The sequence below is a fragment of the Pseudomonas bohemica genome, from assembly GCF_002934685.1.
GTDB classification, from domain to species: Bacteria; Pseudomonadota; Gammaproteobacteria; order Pseudomonadales; family Pseudomonadaceae; genus Aquipseudomonas; species Aquipseudomonas bohemica.
In genome coordinates this window covers 14,885-35,321 of record NZ_NKHL01000076.1, presented here as the reverse complement: position 1 = coordinate 35,321, position 20,437 = coordinate 14,885, and the positions used below count along the sequence as shown (strand labels likewise).

17 protein-coding genes are annotated in these 20,437 nt (G+C 60.7%); 6 read left to right on the top strand and 11 right to left on the bottom strand.

Translation table 11 applies throughout. The features are described from left to right. The first annotated feature begins 314 nt into the window (after positions 1-314). The 3 genes from CE491_RS03270 to CE491_RS03260 all read left to right on the top strand — a co-directional run bounded on the left by CE491_RS03270 (position 315) and on the right by CE491_RS03260 (position 4,078). Positions 315-779, top strand: coding sequence for a multidrug transporter (locus tag CE491_RS03270; RefSeq protein WP_110946936.1), 465 nt, complete (start codon positions 315-317; stop codon positions 777-779). 25 nt (positions 780-804) lie between these two features. Further along, positions 805-1,629 carry an SDR family oxidoreductase gene (locus CE491_RS03265; protein WP_110946935.1) on the top strand — a complete coding sequence of 275 codons (825 nt, stop codon included), beginning with the start codon at positions 805-807 and terminating at the stop codon, positions 1,627-1,629. Positions 1,630-1,828: 199 nt separating this feature from the next. Next, entirely contained in the window at positions 1,829-4,078 is a 2,250-nt protein-coding gene (locus CE491_RS03260; RefSeq protein WP_110946934.1) for a hypothetical protein, read from the top strand. Here CE491_RS03260 and CE491_RS03255 read toward each other — a convergent pair. From CE491_RS03255 to CE491_RS03240, 4 genes are all read right to left on the bottom strand, one after another. Then, entirely contained in the window at positions 4,065-4,919 is an 855-nt protein-coding gene (locus CE491_RS03255) for an efflux RND transporter periplasmic adaptor subunit (RefSeq protein WP_110946933.1), read from the bottom strand. The two genes, CE491_RS03260 and CE491_RS03255, sit on opposite strands and share 14 nt — an antisense overlap. Positions 4,920-4,937: 18 nt before the next feature. Next, positions 4,938-5,138, bottom strand: a complete 201-nt coding sequence (locus CE491_RS03250) for a DUF1656 domain-containing protein (RefSeq protein WP_110946932.1) — start codon at positions 5,136-5,138, stop codon at positions 4,938-4,940. After that, positions 5,128-7,326 (bottom strand): FUSC family protein, encoded by a 2,199-nt coding sequence (locus tag CE491_RS03245; protein ID WP_110946931.1) that lies wholly within the window; start codon positions 7,324-7,326, stop codon positions 5,128-5,130. The genes CE491_RS03250 and CE491_RS03245 overlap by 11 nt, the downstream gene beginning before the upstream one ends. 160 nt (positions 7,327-7,486) lie before the next feature. Next, positions 7,487-8,998, bottom strand: a complete 1,512-nt coding sequence (locus CE491_RS03240; RefSeq protein ID WP_110946930.1) for an efflux transporter outer membrane subunit — start codon at positions 8,996-8,998, stop codon at positions 7,487-7,489. A 181-nt stretch (positions 8,999-9,179) separates the two neighbouring features. Between CE491_RS03240 and CE491_RS03235 the strand changes: the two genes are divergently transcribed. Next, positions 9,180-10,127 (top strand): LysR family transcriptional regulator, encoded by a 948-nt coding sequence (locus tag CE491_RS03235; RefSeq protein WP_110946929.1) that lies wholly within the window; start codon positions 9,180-9,182, stop codon positions 10,125-10,127. Between the two features lie 197 nt (positions 10,128-10,324). Further along, positions 10,325-11,299, top strand: a complete 975-nt coding sequence (locus CE491_RS03230; protein ID WP_110946928.1) for a 2-hydroxyacid dehydrogenase — start codon at positions 10,325-10,327, stop codon at positions 11,297-11,299. Between the two features lie 115 nt (positions 11,300-11,414). Here the strand turns inward: CE491_RS03230 and CE491_RS03225 are convergent, their stop codons facing one another. Then, positions 11,415-12,314: a DMT family transporter gene (locus CE491_RS03225; protein WP_110946927.1), complete on the bottom strand. Its 900-nt coding sequence runs from the start codon at positions 12,312-12,314 to the stop codon at positions 11,415-11,417. A 312-nt stretch (positions 12,315-12,626) separates the two neighbouring features. Between CE491_RS03225 and CE491_RS03220 the strand changes: the two genes are divergently transcribed. Further along, on the top strand, positions 12,627-13,502 hold the full coding sequence (locus tag CE491_RS03220) for a helix-turn-helix domain-containing protein (RefSeq protein ID WP_110946926.1): 876 nt from the start codon (positions 12,627-12,629) through the stop codon (positions 13,500-13,502). 215 nt (positions 13,503-13,717) lie between these two features. Here the strand turns inward: CE491_RS03220 and CE491_RS03215 are convergent, their stop codons facing one another. The 6 genes from CE491_RS03215 to CE491_RS03190 all read right to left on the bottom strand — a co-directional run bounded on the left by CE491_RS03215 (position 13,718) and on the right by CE491_RS03190 (position 20,219). After that, positions 13,718-16,072: a TonB-dependent siderophore receptor gene (locus tag CE491_RS03215; RefSeq protein WP_110946937.1), complete on the bottom strand. Its 2,355-nt coding sequence runs from the start codon at positions 16,070-16,072 to the stop codon at positions 13,718-13,720. Positions 16,073-16,261: 189 nt separating this feature from the next. After that, complete coding sequence (locus CE491_RS03210; protein WP_110946925.1) at positions 16,262-17,272, bottom strand: FecR family protein; 1,011 nt, start codon at positions 17,270-17,272, stop codon at positions 16,262-16,264. Beyond that, positions 17,269-17,877, bottom strand: coding sequence for an RNA polymerase sigma factor (locus tag CE491_RS03205; protein ID WP_110946924.1), 609 nt, complete (start codon positions 17,875-17,877; stop codon positions 17,269-17,271). The genes CE491_RS03210 and CE491_RS03205 overlap by 4 nt, the downstream gene beginning before the upstream one ends. Positions 17,878-17,884: 7 nt before the next feature. After that, entirely contained in the window at positions 17,885-18,217 is a 333-nt protein-coding gene (locus CE491_RS03200; RefSeq protein WP_110946923.1) for a DUF3325 domain-containing protein, read from the bottom strand. After that, positions 18,217-19,863, bottom strand: coding sequence for a PepSY-associated TM helix domain-containing protein (locus tag CE491_RS03195; RefSeq protein ID WP_110946922.1), 1,647 nt, complete (start codon positions 19,861-19,863; stop codon positions 18,217-18,219). Before CE491_RS03195 ends, CE491_RS03200 begins: the two co-directional genes overlap by 1 nt. After that, a complete protein-coding gene (locus CE491_RS03190) occupies positions 19,860-20,219 on the bottom strand; it encodes a DUF3649 domain-containing protein (RefSeq protein WP_110946921.1) in 360 nt (119 codons plus the stop codon). The genes CE491_RS03195 and CE491_RS03190 overlap by 4 nt, the downstream gene beginning before the upstream one ends. Between the last annotated feature and the right edge of the window lie 218 nt (positions 20,220-20,437).

Sequence of the window (20,437 nt, the reverse complement as noted above, 5' to 3'; positions counted from 1 at the left end):
TGAAATACAAAACGCCCGATGCGGTGCATCGGGCGTTTTGAGGGTAAAACAGGTGTAAACCTATTTCAGGACTAGACATGCTTCCAGCACACTATCGACACTTTCTGCCAAAAGCGGGAGTGAGTTTGCGCACGAAGAAGCAGGCAACGGCCATCCATTTGCGAAGGTAATACCAGAGCTTTCGTGAGCAAGCTCACTCCCACAGAAGCCAGAGGCCGGCTCAATCGCGTGGACAGCTCAACGCTTTCATTGCAATTTGGTCAATGTGGCCCCTTTCGGTACGATGCCCTCACCTGCCTTCGCGAGACCGAAAGATGATCATCGGCGCCATACTGATCTTCACCTGGCTAATCCTCCTGCTTCGCTATCCTGCCAAAGCCTTGCCGGTGTCACTGGCCGCCGCTGTCGGCCTGGGGATAGTCGCGGGCATGGTGGTCTGGCAGGACAAACGTGATGCTCAACGACTCGATCGCCTGCAATTGCGCCTGGACTACGCGCCGGAGAAGTGCCCGACCGGTCGCCCGTTGCTGGTACTGATCGATAACGGTAACGACGTGCCCCTGCAGGAGTTGCGCTGGAAAGTCGCCGCCTATGCGCCAGGGGATACCGTCAATCTCGCCGACGACACTTACACCGCCCCGCGCTATCGCGGCCCCGGCGAGTTGTTGCCTGGCAGCCAGTGGCAGGATTGCCTGCCGCTACCGCCACTGCGAACCGGTTATCGTCCGCAAACGCTGGAGTTTCGCGCCGAGCGCCTGCAAGGCACCTTCTCCGACTGATCCACCGTTCAAGGAATGAATCACCATGTCTGTCGTTCTGATCACCGGTTGTTCCAGCGGCATCGGCCGCGCCCTGGCGGATGTCTTCAAGACCGCAGGTCACGAGGTCTGGGCCACAGCGCGCAAGACGGCCGACGTCGATGCGCTGGCGGCGGCAGGTTTCAAGGCGGTGGAGCTGGATGTAAACGACAGTGCCGCACTCGAGCGACTCGCCGGACAGCTCGAGGAAAATGGCAAGGGTCTGGACGTGCTGATCAATAACGCCGGTTACGGCGGAATCGGGCCGCTGCTCGATGGCGGCGTGCAAGCAATGCGCAGGCAGTTCGAGACCAACGTCTTTTCCATCGTCGGTGTCACCCGCGCGCTGTTCCCGTTACTGCGCAGTAACAGGGGGCTCGTGGTGAACATGGGCAGCGTTTCCGGAGTGTTGACCACGCCATTCGGCGGGGCCTATTGCGCGTCCAAAGCGGCGGTCAGTGCGGTGAGCGATGCTTTACGCATGGAGCTGGCACCGTTCGGCATGCGCGTCATGGAAGTACAGCCAGGCGCCGTCGATACGCAGTTTGCAAAGAACGCCAACCATGAAGCCGAGCAGGTGATTCATGAGTCCTCTGCGTGGTGGCCGTTGCGTGAGGGCATCCGCGCCCGGGCCAACGCTTCGCAAACCCACCCGACCCCGGCCAGCGAGGTTGCCCGCGATGTATTCAATGCGGTGCAAAAAGCCACGCCTCCCCGCCTGCTGCGTTCCGGTAATGGCTGCCGCGTGTTGCCTCTGATGGCACTGCTCCTGCCCAAGGGCCTGGTGGAGCTGATATTGCGCAAGCGCTTCAAGATAGACCAATCGCTGTAACACTTCCCGCCTCGCCAACGACGAATTCTCGCTCGGCGGGGGAACTGATCACCCGACGCAGATGCTTTCTCCCCCTCCAACAGCGGAACAGGCCTACAGCAAACCGCTGACTATCGCTCAATACTGCCTGCTGCCCTCCGATGAGGGCGTGACCCAAACGGCCTGATGACCAGGCCGCCGCAACGTCAAGGATGACACCATGAGCAAACACCCGCGCTTTTACGATTTTGCCGACGAGGGCCTGACGTCCGAAGAGTTGGCCGGCACTGGCTACACCGTCGAAGGCTACCTGGCGTTTACCAACGAAGGCTTCGATCTTTCCGGTCCAATGACAGAAGACGGCCATGAAGACGGTAGCGCTGACAAAAACAGCAACCAAGCAGATGGAGAAGAAAAACAAACTGACCACGAAGCGAAAGAAAGCGCTGACGAGCTTCACCCGCAAGAGCTGAACACTATTACCAACCAAATGATCGCGCTGTACGACAGCGTCTACGATCCGGCTTTGCTGGATCCGTTGCTTTATATCCAGAAGGCAATACGCAAGCTCATCGACGGATCGAGCGCCCCGGAAGAACTGAAAAACCGTATCCACGGCAAGACACCGGTCAAGGTCAGCTTTCGTCACCGGCCATCGGCGCAGAAAGGATTGATTAACGCCAACGCGTTCTTGGGCCCCCGTGAAACCATGCAGTTCACGATCGACCAGATCGTTACCGACAGTTATCGACGCCACGTCGACGACTATCAACAGGTGCAAGTGGAATGGCCCGATGGTTTCCCCAGGGACCTGATCGACTCGCTGGAGTCGGCCAACTTGCAGGAAAGCTACAAGGCTGATGTCGAGCAACGTTTGAGCACCGACGAGGCCAGGTTCATGCTCAAGCTCCAGGCAGAGATCGAGGTGAAGGACCGTCTCGAAAAGTACGCCGCACGCGCTGACGTTCTCGAACGGCATCGCCAACTGGCGCTCGCCTATGGGCGCGGCGAAGCCAGACTCGATGCCGTGGAGTTCAGAACCCGGCTCAGACGGGTCGACGTTTCTCAGGCGCTGTATCTACGGTCAAACACTGACGAATTTGCTGACGGATTACTGATCTTTCTGGGTGCCACGCAAGCAGACGCAGTGCTGCCCCTGCCCCGTGCGAATCGTCGATGGGTCATTGAAACGTCGACTCAACTGCGCCGTTTGATCCTGGAGCGGTTGCCCGTCTATGAGCGGCTCATAAAGGGTCACGACAAGCTGGTGTATTCGAACCTGATGATCGGTGTCTACCTCACCAAAATGCCTCCGCTGATGTTTCATAGAGTCATGGACCCGTTTGAGACGCTGCAAGCATTCAGGCTCAAGCGAATGCTATCGGACATCGACACGCTGGTGTCCACCGACAGTGAACGGTTGACGGACAAATTGCTGGCAGCGGGTGCAAACGTTCTTCAGGTTCTTTCCGTCGCTGCAACGGCCCCGCTTGGCGGTGGCAGTCTGACGGTACGCTTGCTGGTGTCATTTCTGCTCGGGCAGGGTGCCGCAGCGTTGGAGGTAGTGCGCGGAGCGAATGCCGACACGCCTGAAGAAGCGGACAAGCACTACAAGGCGGCGCTATTTGCATCCATCATGGAGGCCACCGGTCCGCTGGCATTCAAGGTGGTGGGCAAAACGGTATCGGCAGCGGCGAAGACCAAGATCGCTACCCGCGTGTTCAGATACCTGAAAAAAACACGTCCCTACCCCGGCAAGCCGCAGATGACGGTAGAGGGCTTCAAACCGCCTGTCTTCAAAGTGAAAGCACTTAAGGACAAGGTGAAAACGCACCTGTCGGGCGGCCCAGGGAACGCTCAGGTTTTGGTGAGTCATGGCAGTCAGCTGCTTGAAAAAACGGTAGAAGGCCATCGTCTGGTCATCTACCGCGGCAAGGTCTTCCGGGGTGACATGCGCCCACCGGAAGAGATTTTCGAAGAGGGATTCAAACTCCGGACCCCGGCGGCGGACATACAGAAAGATATCCATCAGGTTACCGGCGTACGTGGAGGCTTCGGCGGCGGCCATGATGCGCTGGACCTGGACGGAAAAGGCATTTCAACGTCAGTGTTCTATGACAACGGAGGCGCCGGAGCGTATTACTACGGCGGTCATAAAGGCGGGTACACCTATGTGATCGATGCGCGCAGATACGACGGCTACCATCTCTATCAGAACCACGAAAACGCCCGGCAGCCCATCGTGGCAAAACGAATCGCGTTCAGACCGCTCGAAATCAACTACGCACACGACATTCCCGGCACTGCGATCCTGGGCGCGTACAACGCTGCAGGCACATTTATCGCCAACGATGTTGCGCTTCGGATTTACGCCCGGAAACTGGCCATCCGCGAGCTTCGCAGGCTAGCCGCCGTCACTGTCGCCGCAGGCGTCAAGGAAGTCCCGACCGACTCGATCACTGCGGATTGACGATCACCGTACAGGTGATCCCCGCCGCCAATACCACGCTGTCCGGTACGTTATCCAGGTGGATGCGTACCGGCACGCGCTGGGCCAGGCGCACCCAGTTGAAGGTCGGGTTGACGTCGGCGATCAGCTCGCGGCTTTCCGGGTTGTCGCGGTCGTAAATCGCCCGGGCGATGCTTTCGACATGGCCCTTCATCACTTCGCCGCTCATCAATTGCATGTCCGCAGGGTCGCCGATCCTGACGTGAGGCAGTTTGGTTTCCTCGAAGAAGCCGTAGACCCAGAACGAGTTCCTGTCGACGACCGCCATCTTGGCTTCGCCGATGCGCGCATAGTCGCCGCGATGCACGTTGAGGTTGGTCACATAGCCATCGACAGCCGCCAGCACTTTGGTGCGCTGCAGGTTCAGCTGCGCCGCTTCCAGTTGCGCCAAGGCCAGTTGGTAATCGGCCTGGGCGGAGTTGGCGACGTTGGAAGCGTCTTCGCGGTTTTCGGCCGAGATCACCAGCGCGTCCATGTCCTTGCGCCGCGCAGCGTTGACCTTGCGCATTTCCCAGGTGGCCTTGCGTGACGCCACCAGCGCCTCGGCCTGCTTGACCGCCAACTGATAATGCTCGGGGTCGATCTGCATCAACAGGTCACCCTTTTTCACCGGCTGGTTGTCCTTGACCGGCACGTCGATGACCATGCCACTGACGTCGGCGGCGACGTTGATCACGTCCGCGCGCACACGCCCATCGCGGGTCCACGGGGTGTCCATGTAATGAATCCACAACAGGCGGCCGATCCAGATGGCCAGCGCCAGTATCAAAAACGTCGCGATCAGACTGATGAGCTTTTTCATCTCGAGTTCACATGTGCCTCAACGGTAAACGGTCAGCGCCATCGCGCCAAAAATGCAGCTGAACAGGCTCAGGCGCAGCAACGCCGGGTGCCAGAAGAAACGGTACAAATCCAGACCGGACATGAAGCGATCCAGCGCCCAGGACAGCACCATGGCGACCAGGAACATCACGGTCACGGTCGGCATGTAAACGCCGTGGAAGGCGATTTCACGAGGCATTGGAAAGTCCTTGCGACAGTTGCGCTTCGGCTTGCGCCGGGGCATGTGCGGCCAATGGTGATTGTGGGTCGAGCAGGCAGGTGCGGATGAAGTGCAGGTAGCTCTTGACCCTTCGCAGCGGCGACGTATCGAAGTGCGGGGCGAACGGCTCATCGCTGTTCTGCACGCAGAAGATCGCGTGATCTACCGCATACAGGCTGCGGGCCAGATTGTGCCGGTCCGGTTGGATGAACAGGCGAACCAGAGAACGGCCCATCGCGCGGATCGCCTGGCGCCAGGGCTGCCACTCGGCATAGCTTGGATGAACCGGCAGGATGTCCTGCTCGCGACGCAGTTCGATGATCGCGTGGCCGATTTCCAGCACCACGAACATCCAGCGCAGCAAATTGCGTTGCACTTCGGGTTTGCCGGCCGCCAGCCCGTAGGCCTGGTGCATCAGGTCGCGGGTGCGGCTTTCGAAATTCGAGCGAATCCCGCGCAGCGGAGCGCTGATGGCGAACCCCACCTGTTGCCGCAAATCGCCTTCCAGACGCTGCCACAGCCAGCGACTGTTGGGCGGCAGAATGATCGCCCCCGCCGCCGCGCACAACAGCATGCCGATCACCATGGCGATGTAGTCGTTGATGAACGAGTAGGGGTTGTAGACCGTAAGGTTGTCCGGTACCGAGCCAATGCTGAAGAAGATCAGCAAGCCCAATCCGTAGCCGACCCACTGCGGGCGGGTGGTCAGGAAGGTGCCGAACACGAACACCGGCGCCAGCACCATGCACAGCAACGGGAAGCCATCGATTCGTGGCAACACGAAGAAGGTAATGAAAAAGCCCACCAGCGCGCCGAGCAAGGTGCCGCAGGCCATCTGGAATGACATGCGCCGAGGATTTGGGGTAGTCGCCGACAAGGCTACGGTAGCCGCGGACACCAGCGTCATCGACGCCCCGCTTGGCCAGGCTGTCGCCACCCAATACATCGACATCACCCCGAGAATGAAGGTCGCGCGCAAGCCCGACGCCACCGACGACATCCAGTTGGTGGTGGACACGAACGGTTCGACCCATTTTTCCCGCGCGTGGTTGTGATCGGCCAGCGACGCGTGGGTCTGCGCGTAGTCGTGCAGGTCGTCGACGAAGCGATACAGCAATTCATAAGCGGTATGGAAATCCAGCAGGTCGTCGTCGTTGGGATCGGTCTTGACGAACTCGGCGCGCAGGCTGCGAACGTGCCCGGGCAAATCGGCCTTGAAGTCGCTCAGCCGATTGGCCAAAACCGCGGCATCGGCATTGGTCAGTGCGCGACCGGCGAAGTCCTGAAGCAACTGCGTTAAAGCATCCAGACCCGGGTCGATGGCCCCAACGGCAGGCGTGATACCGCGGCGACGCAGACGTTCGAGCAATTGATGCAAGGCGTTGAAGCGCGTTGTGATGGTCATGAATTCGCTGTTCAGCCGGTTCAGGCGGCCGTTGCGGCGACGCATGTGCGGGTCTTCGAACACTGTGACTGCGCGCAGACCCTCCAGCCCGACAGCATCGGCGATGAAGCGCACATTGCTGGCCTCGAACGCCGCCGGGTCGCTGTCGCCGCGCAGGCCGCTGATCACGAACTCGGCGAATACGCCGAAGCGCTGATACAGAGCATTGCGCATCGCCACGCCCGAGCTTTGCGGCAGGATTGCAGCCGTGATCAGGGTCGAACAGACGATCCCGAGGGAGATTTCCAGCAGGCGCCAGATCGCCGCCATGAACGAGGTTTCAGGATGCGCCAGCGCGGGCAGGCCGGTCATGGCGGCGGTGTAACCGGCAAGCACGAAACCGTAGGCGCGAAAGTTGCGATAGCGTGCCGCACCGGCACAACAGAAGCCGACCCAGATCGCCAGGCTGCCGAGAAACAGTTCACTGTTTTGTGCGAACAGGGCCATCAACGTGACCATCACCACTGACCCGGCCAGCGTACCGAGCAAGCGATAGAAACTCTTGGCGAACACCTGCCCGCTTTGCGGCTGCATGACGATGAACACCGTGATCATTGCTGTGCGCGGTTGCGGCAACTCGAGGCGCATCGCGATCCAATACGTCAGGAACGCAGCGATCAGCACCTTGAAGATGTAGATCCAGGTCACCCCGTCGCTGCGCGCCCAACCATTGAGCTCACGGCGCCATTCCAGGGATTTGAGCCAGTGCAGGGCTTGGGTCATTTCAGTTCAGAACCTGCAGTGGCCGCGCTCGCGCTTTCGTGAGCAAGCTCACGCCCACAGTGTGCGTGGCGAGTCGCCAATGTCATCGACAACTCAGATCCCCTGTGGGCCTGCGCTTGCTCACGAAGAGGCGAAGATGGGCAACAGCTATTCATCTGCATCACCGATCAAACATCGTCAACGAGGCCGGGGTCTTCGGCGCGGCTGTCTTGTCGGCGGCAGGCGAATCATTGCCAGCCATCAAACCACCACCCAATGCCACCACCAGTTCGGCATGCACGGCCAAGCGCGCGGCCTGAACCTGCTGCTGCACCTGTTCCTGATGAAACAACAGGGTTTGCGCGTTCAACACGTTGAGGTAGTCAGTCAGGCCACGTTGATAGGCGACCATGGCGATGTCATAGGTTTTTTGCGCCGCCGCCACGGACTGATCGGCAAACACCTGTTGCTTGTTCATCGACTCGCGGCGAATCAACTGATCGGAAATACTCTTGAGCGCCGTTATCAGCGTCTGGTTGTATTGCGCCACCGCCGTGTCATACCCGGCCGACGCCACGCCCAGCTCCGAGCGCAAACGCCCGCCATCGAAGATCGGCAGGCTGATCGCCGGGCCGACGCTGTAGTTGAATTTCTTGCCAGTCAAGAACTCCAGCATGCCGCCACCGGTGGCCACATAGCCAAGGCTGCCCATCAGGTCGACGTTAGGATAGAAGCCGGCATGGGCGACATCGATGCCACGGGCCTGCGCCGCCACGCGCCAGCGACTGGCAACCACATCCGGCCGCTGCCCGAGCAACTGGGCCGGCAGCGCGGAAGGCAAGGTCAACGCGGTCTTCAATGACAAGGTCGGGCGCTGCAGACTCGCGCCCTCCCCCGGCCCTTTGCCCGCCAACGCGGCGATCTGATTGCGGCTCAGGGCAATGGCTTCGTCCAGCGAGTCGATCTGCCGATGGATTTCCGGCAGCGGCGTTTGCGCCTGGCTCACTTCGAAATGCGTGCCGATGCCACCCTTCAGGCGACGCTCTGCCAGGTCAAGGATCTGCTGTTGCTGAGCCAGGGTCGCTTCGGCGATGTCGCGCCGGGCGTAGTTGAGCGACAACTGGATGTAGGCACGCACGATGTTGTCCTGCAACTCCAGCTGCGCCTGACGCTCTTCGGCAACGCTCACGTGCGCCATGTCCAGCGCCTGCTCGGTGTTGTTGCTTTCCCGGCCCCAGAGGTCGAGCGAATAGCTCAGGCCCAGGGAGGCGTTGTCGTCCCAGGTGCTGGTGTTCGACAGCTCGCCCGGCCCATAGAACTGGTCGGTCGGCCAGTTATGGCGTTTGAGCGTGCTGTCGCCGTTGACGTGCAACGATTCGGCCGACTCGGCGATACCGGCCATTGCCTTGGCTTGACGCACCCGCGCCGCGGCAATCACCAGACTCGGGCTGCCCAGCGCGGCGAGTTCGATCCAGTGGTTGAGCTGATCGTCGCCATAAACGCGCCACCATTGGTCGTCGGGCCAGTGAGCGTCTTTCGCGGCTTCTTTGATAGCTTCGTCGGTGGCCAGGGTGTCTGGCGACAACGAGGTACCTTGAGGGGCGATTCCGCCAGTTCCGATGCAGCCGCTGATGAGTAACGTTAAAGCCCAGACACTGAGGGGCTTGAGCCCTCTGACGATGCGACGCGGCACAGCTGCAATTACCCGAATGAGGAGGAAATGAATCGAACCGCGATTCTAGGTTGCGCCTGTTTCGGCGATAAGCCGGGAGTTCTGTGAATCTTTATTACCGAAAGGAAGATAATCCTTTGGTATGGCTGACATGGATCAGTAACTTCATGTCACAATTTGCTATCTCACCAGAGAACGGCCAATGGACACTCTGCAAAACATGCGCGCCTTCAGTTGCGTGGCTCAAGCGGGCAGCTTCACCGCTGCTGCGGCTCAGCTGGACACCACCACCGCCAACGTTTCGCGCGCAGTCTCCAATCTTGAAGCGCACCTGCAAACCCGACTCCTCAACCGAACCACCCGACGCATTGCCCTGACCGAAGCAGGCAAGCGGTATTTGCTGCGTTGCGAGCAGATTCTGGGCTATGTCGAGGAAGCCGAAGCCGAAGCCAGCGACGCCCATGCGCGCCCGGCCGGGCAGTTGAAGGTGCACTCGATGACAGGCGTCGGTCAGCATTACGTGATCGATGCCATTGCCCGTTATCGACGCAATCACCCGGACGTGTCGTTCGACCTGACCATGACCAACCGCGTGCCGGACCTGCTCGAAGAGGGCTACGACGTCTCCATCGTGCTGGCCAGCGAGCTGCCGGATTCGGGTTTCGTGTCCCAGCGGTTGGGCATCACCTACAGCATCGTTTGCGCCTCGCCTGCCTACATCAAGGCATTCGGCATGGCGCACAAACCGGCGGATCTGCTCAATCACGCCTGCCTGCGTCTGGTTAGCCCGGTGTTTCCGCTGGAGAAATGGGCGTTCGACGGTCCTGAAGGCCAGGAAACCGTAACCATCGCCAGCTCACCGTTTCTGGTCAACTCGGCCGACGCGATGAAAGCGGCGATCAGCAGCGGCATGGGCATCGGGATTCTGCCGATCTACTCGGCCATCGAAGGCCTGCGCAACGGCTCGCTGGTTCGCGTGCTGCCGCAATACCGCTCGCATGAGCTGAACCTGTACGCCATCTACCCGTCGCGCCAGTACCTCGATGCCAAGATCAAGACCTGGGTCGAGTACTTGCGCGGCTCGCTGCCGGAAATCATGGCGGCCCATGAAGCGGATTTGCAGACTCATGTCTTGCCGGAAACGGTCTGATAGCAAACGGCCGCTTTTGTAGGCGCGCTTGCCCGCGATGCGATGGATCTGAGCCTTATGTTCTGAATGACATAACGTTTTCGCCGGCAAGCGCGCTCCTACAAGTAACCGCTGCGTGGCATCGGCTCCCAATCCAGCACCAAGAATGTTAGCGTGCTACGCATCGTCCATCTGAACTGCCCGAGAGAAGCTATCCGATGAAAAAGACCGTCCTTGCCTTCAGCCGCGTGTCCCCGGAAATGGCCGAGCGCCTGCAGCAAGACTTCAACGTGATCATCCCGGACCCGAAAAAGGGTGATCTGAATGAACAGTTCAACGAAGCCCTGCCCCATACCCATGGCATGATCGGCGCCGGGCGCAAGCTGGGCCGCGAGCAGCTGGAAAGCGCCACGCAGCTGGAAGTGGTGTCCAGCATCTCGGTCGGCTACGACAATTACGACGTCAGCTACTTCACCGAACGCGGCATCATGCTGACCAACACCCCGGACGTGCTTACCGAAAGCACCGCCGACCTGGGCTTCTCGTTGATCATGAGCAGCGCTCGCCGCGTCGCTGAACTCGACGCGTACACCAAGGCCGGTAAGTGGACACGCAGCATCGAGGCGCCGCAATTTGGCACCGATGTCTATGGCAAGACCCTGGGTATCGTCGGCATGGGCAACATCGGTGCGGCAGTGGCGCGTCGCGGTCGTCTGGGCTTCAACATGCCGATTCTGTACAGCGGCAACAGTCGCAAGACCGCGGTCGAGCAGGAACTGGGCGCGCAATTTCGCACCCTGGATCAACTGCTGGCCGAGTCGGATTTCGTCTGCCTGGTGGTGCCACTCAGCGAGAAGACCAAGCATCTGATCAGCACCCGCGAACTGTCGCTGATGAAGAAAAGCGCCATCCTGGTGAACATCGCCCGCGGCCCGATCGTCGATGAACCGGCGCTGGTCGAAGCGCTGCGCAACGGCACCATTCGTGGTGCAGGGCTGGACGTTTACGAAAAAGAGCCGCTGGCTGAATCGCCGTTGTTTCAGCTCGGCAACGCCGTGACCGTTCCGCACATTGGCTCCGCCACCCACGAGACGCGTCAGGCGATGGCGGATCGGGCCTACAGCAACCTGCGTGCAGCGCTGTTGGGTGAGAAGCCGCAGGATCTGGTGAATCAGCAGGTGTGGAAGGGCTGAACATCCTCGCTGTCTGACCTGAAGCTTTCGCGGGCAAGCGCGCTCCTACAGAGGATCGCTTTCCATTGTAGGAGCACGCTTGCCCGCGATGACGGCCGCATGGGCGATACGATGCTCAGGCCAATTTCGCAGCCACCGGCACCACCACCCTGGGCTTTCTGAACACCAACACATTCCCCACCATCACCAGCGCAAGCCCCATCAACGCGGGCAGGGTCCACTGGTAGCCCTCCACGAACGCCGAGACGTTCAGTGCCACCACCGGGAACAACACCGTGCAATACGCCGCGCGCTCCGGCCCCATGCGGCCGACCAGCGTCAGGTAGGCGGTGAAGCCGATCACCGAACCCGGGATCACCAGATACAGCAGCGAGCCGACGTAACGCGCATTCCATTCGAAGGCGAATGGCGTGCCGCTGAACAGGCAGTACACACACAGCATCGCCGCGCCATACAACATCCCGTAGGCGTTGGTGGTCAGCGGGCGCAGGCCGGCTTTCTGTTGCAGGCTGGAAAGCATGTTGCCCGCCGAGAAGCACAGCGTGCCGAGCAGCGCCAGACCCAAGCCGATCAGGGTTTCGCGGCTGGCGCTGTGCCCGGATAACTCCGGCCAGAACAGGCAGCCCAGTCCGACCAGGCCCAGGGCGCCCCCCGTCAGCACATTGCGGGCGATCTTCTGCTTGAAGAGCACCCGCGCGTTCAGTGCGTTCCACAACGTCGACGTCGAGAACACCACTGCCACCAAGCCGCTGGGGATCCATTGGCTGGCGTGCAGAAAGCACATGAAGTTGACGCAGAACAGGCACACGCCCTGCGCCAGACAGATCAATTGCCCACGACGATTGACCTTCTGCAGCTTGCCGCTGAGCAGCAACATGGCGAACAGAATCAGCGCCGCCAGGCCGAAGCGGTAGACGATCGATACCGCAATCGCCACCTCGCCCAGTTGCAGCTTCAGAGCGATCCAGGTGGTGCCCCAGATCAGAACGGTCAGCAGATACAGCGAAATGTTCATGGCAGGCTCCTCATTGAGGCCTCAGTCTGAGGGCGCGCCCTGAACGTCACTTGCAAAAACTTGCGCATTTGATCGTCAGGCCGCTGGCAGCGGCAGCGCTACGGAGTAGGATGCGAGACGTTCGAGATGCACCTGCCACCGCGAGGTCTCGCAAATGCGTCCCCCGTCAGGGAGTGAGCTTGCTCACGACCGCTGAGGCATGACCGATGAAGATGTTTGGGCTTTGCGTGAGTCTTCGTGAGCAAGCTCACTCCCACAGGTTTGTCACCTCAAGATAGCGCCGCAGCCGATCCGAAGTTTTCGAGAGCCACCATGTCGTCACTTGAAACCATTCAGGTTTTTCAGTCCCTGAACAGCTCGCCCCACGCGCGGCTGGAGCAGAGCGCATCCCTGGGTGATGGTGTGGTCGCAGCCTTGTGGAACAACCGCCATGACGCGCAGGACTATCACGCGCCGAGTCATCACACCCTGTCCTGTTATATCTCCGGCGGCTTCGAAACGTTCCGCCGCGGCCAGCCCGACAGAAAAGGCGCGCCGGACAAACTCTGCGTACTTCCCGCCGGGCATCAATCGTCGTGGGTGGTCAATGGCGATCTGCGGCTGGCCCATCTGTACATCAGCCCCGAACAGTTCGCGCTCAACTGCGTCACCCTGCTGGACCGCGAGCCTCGGGAGATGATGCTGCAAGAAAACACCTTCATCGATGATCCGCTGCAAGCCGAGCGCTTTCATCGGCTGATCCGCATGAACTGGAGCGAACCCGGCGAGCGCTTGCAGACTGGAAGCCTGGCCCATGAACTGCTCGACCACATGATCCTGAGCCAGGTAGGGCTACGCGATGGTCTGCGTTTGAAAGGCGGGCTGGCGCCGCATCTGCGTCGGCAACTGGTGGAGTTCATCGAGCAGAACCTGGCCGAGCCGTTGAGCCTGGGGCAACTGGCCGGGATGTGTGCCCTGTCCGAATACCACTTCGCCCGGATGTTTCGCGAAAGCTTCGGCCTGCCGCCCCACCAATATCTGCTGGCCCGGCGCATGAACCGCGCCCGGGAATTGCTGCGCGGCACGCGGATGGCGTTCGGCGAGATTGCCCTGGAATGTGGCTTCGCCAGCGCGAGTCATTTCAGCAATCGCTTCAGGCAGGTGATGGGCGCGACGGCCGGGGAGTACCGGTTGGCGTTTGAGTCTTAACGACTGGCGCACTCGGCTTTCGATTCTGGCCGCAGGCCATGGGGCGCTGCTTGCAGGCGATCCGTCGCGCAGTGGCAGTAAAATCTGCGCATGTGGTGTGTCAGATACAACCAGGGTGATCGGATTTGCTACCGCTTCGCGGCAGATCGCAGGCAAGCCCGCTCCCACGGCCTGCGGTCAGAATCAAAAGCCAATTGAAGCCAGTTCGCGCGCCCTCAAAACTCCAACGTCGTTGCCACGATCACCTGCCGCGAATCACCCATCGACACGAAATACCGGCTCACCGCCGAGCTGTAGTACGTGCGATCGAACAGGTTCTTCACGTTGAGTTGAAACCTGACCTTCTGCCCGTCCAGCCGGGTTTCATAGGTCGCGAAGGCATCAGCGACGGTGTAGCCCGGCAGGTCGAAATCGTTGTCCGGGTTTCCGGCCCGCTCGCCTACGTAATGCGCGCCTGCGCCGACCCTCAATCGATCGCTGCCGAACACAGCCCCGGCGTCATACACGGCGGATAACGACCCGCTGTGCTTGGGCACGTTCTGTAGCCGGTTGCCTTTGAGGGTCGGATCTTCCACTACCCACGCATCGGTAAACGCATAGCCGCCGATCAGGCTCCAGCGCTCCGACAGCTGCCCGCTCAGGTCCAGTTCGACGCCCCGAGAGCGCACTTCACCTGCAGTGGTGTAAACGGTATTGGCCGTGAGCGAATCGAAATTGGCCACCAGCACGTTGCGTTTCTTGATGTCGAACAGCGCCAGCGTTCCGCTGATCCGCTCGTCCACATCCCATTTGGTTCCCAGCTCCCAGGCCCTGGATTGCTCGGGCAGGGTCGCAGAATCCAGCAGCGTGCCGCCCGCCAACGGAGCAATGCTGGAGTTGGGTTTGAATGACTCGGTGTAACTGCCATAGAACGACAGCTCACCGTTGTAGCGATAGACCAACCCGGCACGAGGAATCCATTTTTCGCCGTTCAGATCGGTGTTGCGGTTGAACGCAATACCCTTCCCCGCCTGCTGATCGAACAGCTGATAACGCGCACCTGCGACGAAAATCCATTGATCGTTGAGGTGAATCGAATCCTGAAAAAACAGCGAATCGCTGCGCAGGATGTCCAGTTGAACGCTGTCCGGTGCGCTGACCTGAGTCCCTTCGGCTTCCTGGCCGTAGAGCGGATTCACATAACTGAATGTCGTGCGGCTTTTTTGCCGGATCAGCTCGCCGCGATAGATCTTGCGGTACTCGTCATCCAGGCCGAACAGTAGATCGTGCTGCATCCCGGCCAATCCGACGCTGCCGCTCAGGGTCAAGGTGGTGAAACGGTCGGTGCTCAGGGCATTGCCGGTGCCATCCATCGAGCGAGTCAGCGTGCCGTTGGCCGGGTTCACGGCAGTCACCCGCACCTGACTGGCGTCGTAGGTTTCACGGTTGTAGCTGTAGCCCAGATGGCCTTTCCAGTTGTCATCGAATTGATGGTCGGCCTCGATGCGGTACAGGTCCGAGCGCCCTTCCATGCTGTTGAACGGCTCGTCCAGGCGCCGCGTGGCCGGGATGTTCAGCGGGCGATTGGTGCTCGGGTCGATGGCTGTGCCGCGATCGAAGGGCGAGAGAAATTCGCGATGCTCGTAGGCGGCGAGCAACTGGGTGTCGTCGCCGTACCAGGCCAGCGAAGGCGCAACCAGGGACTCTCGATGCACACCGTAATTGCGCCAGTAATCCTCGTCTTCGTGGTCGATGACCATCCGATAAGCCAGACCTTGACCTTGCTCACCCGAGCCGCCCAAAGCGCCGGTACTGTCGAGCGTGCCGCCACTGCCGTTCTTGCCCGTCCCGTAAGTTGAGCCGCGAGCGCTCAGGGCGGTGTACGCCTGCAATTCGGGGCGTTTGCTGATCACATTGATGACTCCACCCGGATCCTGAATGCCGTACAGCAGCGAGGCGGGGCCTTTGAGGACTTCGACGCGCTCGGCCGTGGCGTTGAGGCTGCGGCCCTGCACCACCGGCATGCCGTCGCGCATGATCGAACCGTCGCGGTTGTCGCCGAAGCCGCGCTTCATCAGGGTGTCCTGAGTGCTGCCGAGGGTGTTGCCCTGGGTAACGCCGCTGATGTTGTTCAGCGCGTCGTCAAGGTTGCGCGGCGCCTGATCGCGCAAGACTTGCGCAGGCACCACGTTGACCGCCTGGGGGGTTTCCAGTTGCGGCGTCGGGGCGCGCATCACCGATGTGCTGGCGGGTGGTCGATAGCTCTGCTCCAGGTTGCGCTGCGAATCGATCTGGGTGAGGCCCAGGGTGATCACGCCTCCGCTTGGGGCGGATTCGAGGCTGAAGGTGTTGTCGGTGACGCGACGAAAGCTCAGGCCGGAGTTGCTCAACAGCTGCCTCAACGCTTGCTCGGCATTGAATGTGCCTTTGAGCGCGGGAGCGTCAAGGCTGTAGGGAGCGTCCTGGGTGTAGATGATTGCCTGCCCGGTAACACGGCTGAAATCGCTCAGGGCCTGGGGCAGAGGTTTGGCGGGGATTGAAAAGTCATAGGCAGGCTCCGCCTGAACGCATGCGCTCCAGACGGTAAGCATGGAAATGCCGAGCCAGACTTTCAATTTGAATCGCCCCCATCGATGAGCATTCCCGTGCAGAAGCGCTTGCCCGCGGTTGTGTCGTGTCAAACAACCTCTTTATTGATTGCGGACAGATCGCAATCGCGGGCAAGCGCGCTCTTACAGGGAAACAGTTCCTCCAGCAACGGCCCTTGTGACGTCGATCACTCAACGAATCACAATCACTCGCCCCAACGCCTCGTACTGCTCGAATCCGACCACCGACTTCAACGCCGCCAGCACCGCCTGCGGATCGTTGCTGGGGAAGCTGCCGCTGACTTTTTTCGCCGCCAGCTGATCGCCGAGCACGACGATGCGCCCTGGGTAGTAACGGCTCAGATCACTGACCACATCGGCCAGCGGCGTGCGGTAGTAGTTGAGCCAACCCTGACGCCACGCCAGCTGGGTTTCGCTGTCGACCGATTGAGGGGCGGTGGTGCGCGTCTGGTCATAACTGACCCGCTGCCCCGCGGTGAGAGTCTGCTGTGGCAGCTCGGCGCCCGCCTTCACGCCCACTCGCCCGGACAGCACCGTGACCTGCGCCCCGCTCGGTTGCAGGCGCACTTCGAACTGAGTCCCGAGCACGCGGGTTTCGCCGCGTCCTCCATCGACCACGAACGGCTCGCCGGTGTGAGTGACTTGAAAGAACGCCGCGCCGCGACGCAACTGCACATGCCGCTCGCCATTGGCAAAGTGCACGGCAATGGCGCTGTCGGCGTCGAGCGTTACTTGCGATTGATCCGCCAGCGTCACGATCCGCACCTGCCCCGGCGCCGACACATAATCGGCGCCAAGGTCATCGATCCAGCGTTGCGGCTGCCAGCCCAGCCCGACGCCGATCATCAGCACCAGACAGGCTGCCAGCGCCAGTGCAGCGCCCCAGCGCGGCAACGAGCGGCGCCTCACGGGAACCTGAGCTGGAGCATCCATCGCTCGTAGCAGCGCTTCGAGCGCCACGGAATCTTCAGCCGCCAGTTTCGCCGCAGGCTCTTCGCTCATCTCCCACATCACTTGCGCCTGGGCATAGGCCTCGGCGTGAGCAGGGTCAGCCTGCAGCCAGCGGCTGAAATGCGCCTGATCGGCCGCGCTCGGCTGATCGTGCAGCAAACTCAGCCATCTCAAGGCGGTATCGTGTTGTTCAGGGGTGATGGTCAAAGTCGAATCCGAAGGCGCTTTCATCGACGAGCGTCCTCGGACTTCGCACGAAGGGGAATGCCCCGCGTGACGTCCTGATCCAGGCTCGCCTTGCAGGCTTGCAAGGCGCGCATCATATGTTTTTCCACAGCGCTTTGCGAAAGGCCCATCACCTTGGCGATCTCGACGTATTTGCGTCCGTGAATGCGATTGAGCAGGAAGATCTGTCGCGTCTTCTCCGGCAGCCCGCGCAAGGCTGCTTCGATATGGCGCAAGTCGTTGCCGGCTTCCAGCGCTGCCTGGGGTTCATCGACGCGCAGCTCTTGTTCGTCCGGCATCAGCTCTTCGTTGAGTCGGGCGCGAGTGCCTTCGTTGCGCAGGTGATCGATGGCGATATTGCCGGCGCAACGCAGTAAATAGGTATTGAGCTCCTCGACCTGCACCAATGGCCGACGCCAGAACCTGACGAACAGGTCCTGCACCAGATCGGCGGCCGTCGCCCGACAGCCGACACGCCGACTCACCAGCGCTTCCATCTGCGGACGTTGCGAAAGGAATACTTTGAGGAAATGCGCGCGCGCCGCCTTGGGGGCGTCCTGATCGGCGTCGGATGAGGCCGTATTCGGCGTCGGCGGGGTGAGGTCGATCATGGTGGGCTCAGGCCAGGAGTTGAATGCAGGCGACAACCGGGGCAAGCAATGCCCCGATACCCGCCAACGACAAGGCCAGCCTTGGCCGATACGACATCACGAATACGAACAGGACCGCGCTGCCCATCAACGCCGCGAACCACTGCACCAGGGCCTGACCCATGGCTTGTGAAGCCAGGGCAACCCAGAGTGACAACAGCAATGCAACCCAACCCAGCAGCTTCAAGGCCCTGCCACGGCCCAGGGTCAGCGAGCCGCCAATGAGGTCGTCATAGTGGCGGTTCATGGACAGGCACAGCGCGGTGAAACCGATGTAGCAGAGCAAGGTGGCCAGCAGCATCAGTTGGCCTCCTGAGCGGTGGCGTCAGCGCGAACGCTTTCGCGAGCAGGCTCGCTCCCACTGTTGGCAGACACACCAGAGTCCGATTTACGACGCGAATCCGTGGGAGTGAGCTTACTCACGAATGCGACTTTGCCACCCTCGCCAAATCTCATCGCCCCCCACGCCAGAAAAATCCCGGTAATCAGCGCCGTCACATCCAGCGCAGCCAGGGTCATCTGCCCCTGTTTCAATGACGCGAACAGATAGTCACCTGCCGTCAGCAGATCCAGCACCGGCAATGCGCAATACAGCGATGCTGCCAGGGTCAGCTGTTCGCGCCATGCGCTGCGACCCTCCCGGAAGAACACGCGCACGAAGGCATGCAGCAAGGCCAGCCCCCACATGCAGAAAAACGTCCGCACTTCCCAGTCGCTACGCCCGGCAAAGCTCACCGGCAACAGACGATTGGCCCAGAAGAAACTCACCACCGCCAGCATCAGCCCCGACATGCTCGCCACATTGAGCATTTCCACCAGACGCAACTCGAACGGCAGAACCCCTGCCTTCGCGTGTTTGAGCTTGCGCTTGCCCAGCCAGATCACAAGACCGGTGCCGATCATCGCTGTGCCACCGATGCCCGCCAGGAAATACAACCAACGCAACAACGGCCCGGCGAAATGCCCCATGTGCAGGCCGTAGAGCCCGCCAGCCAACATCAGCGACGCGGCGCTCATGGTGCTTTCGTCCTTGAGCGCGCCGCTGACGCCATCGAACATCAGCGTAGTGCCGGAAATATTGGGTATATGATCGGCGCCGCTTGGGGTCAAGGTCACCGACGCATTGGCCTTACCGGGATTGTTCACCGTGATCAGGCCGATGCGACTGCCCGGCCATTTTTCTGCGGCAACTTCGAACATCGGGGCGATCGGCGCCAAGGGCGCGGTTTCGGTGGACGCCGGAGCGGTCTTGAACGCCGGAAACAGGTCATCGAAAAATGCCTGGGTGTTGCCGCCGTAGGTCGTGAGAATGCTCACCGGCATGATCATGGTCATGAAGATCACCAGACTGCTATAGGTGATCATCAGGTGGAACGGCAAGACCAGCACCGCGACGGCGTTGTGACCATCGAGCCAGGTGCGCTGGCCCTTGCGTGGGCGAAAGGTGAAGAACTCCTTGAAGATCTTCTTGTGGGTGATGATCCCGCTGACCAGGGCGACGAACATCACCATCGCTGACAGCGACGCCAGCCAGCGGCCCCACGGATAAGGCATCTGCAGCTGGAAATGGAAACGATAGAAAAACTCGCCGCCCATGCTCTCACGCGCCTGCACCGGGGTGCCGCTGAGGGCGTCCAGAGACTTCCTTTCGAAGCCACCCCTGGCTTTCGCCCAGCTCAGACCCAAGGCCGGGGAACGCTCGTCCGGCAGCGTAATGAACCAGCGTTTCGCATCGCCGGCGTTTTCCTGCAGCCAACGCTGTGCGCGGTTGACGCTGTCGACTTCAGTAACTTGGTGAGGAACGAGCTCAGGCTGCGTCCATTGGGAGATTTCGTTCTTGAAGTATGAAAGCGTGCCGGTCAGGAAAATGGCGAACAACAGCCAGCCGAAGATCAACCCGGCCCAGGTGTGCAACCAGGCCATCGCCTGACGGAAGCCCTCTTTCACAACAGCCACCGGGCACTGGCGTAAATGGCGCCGAGCACTGCGCTGGGCAATAACAGCCCGAACCAGGCGCGCCACGCCGTGCGACAAACGAAACACCACAACACCGCGGGCAGGTACACCAGAAACGAAAGCGTCATGGCCAGCACCACTGCTTCAGCCCGAGCCAGCGGCAGGAATTGCGCGAGGCAAACGCTCGACAGCGCCGTCAGCAGATACCCGCCAATCAACGCCGCCGTCACACGGGAAGCCACCGCCAAGCGCCAACGGACGGAGACCTCGCCGGACCTCGCCCCGGTTCTTTTAACTGCCTTTTGCCGTTTTTCAGGCGCTGATGCGCTCACCGATAAGGTCTCCATCAGGCGCGAGCTCCGATGAAGGCGCAGCCGTGCAGGCAGCTCATTGAGTGAATCGGCATCGACGTGTTCATCCTGAATCAGGCGAGCAAAGAGGGATTGCTCTCTGCATACGCACAAAAGAACGCAATATTAATGATAAATATTCTCATATGCAAAAATGTCTGACGTAATGGCGCGGAGAATGCTGGCGCCCCATCAAGGTTCCCCACACCAACAAT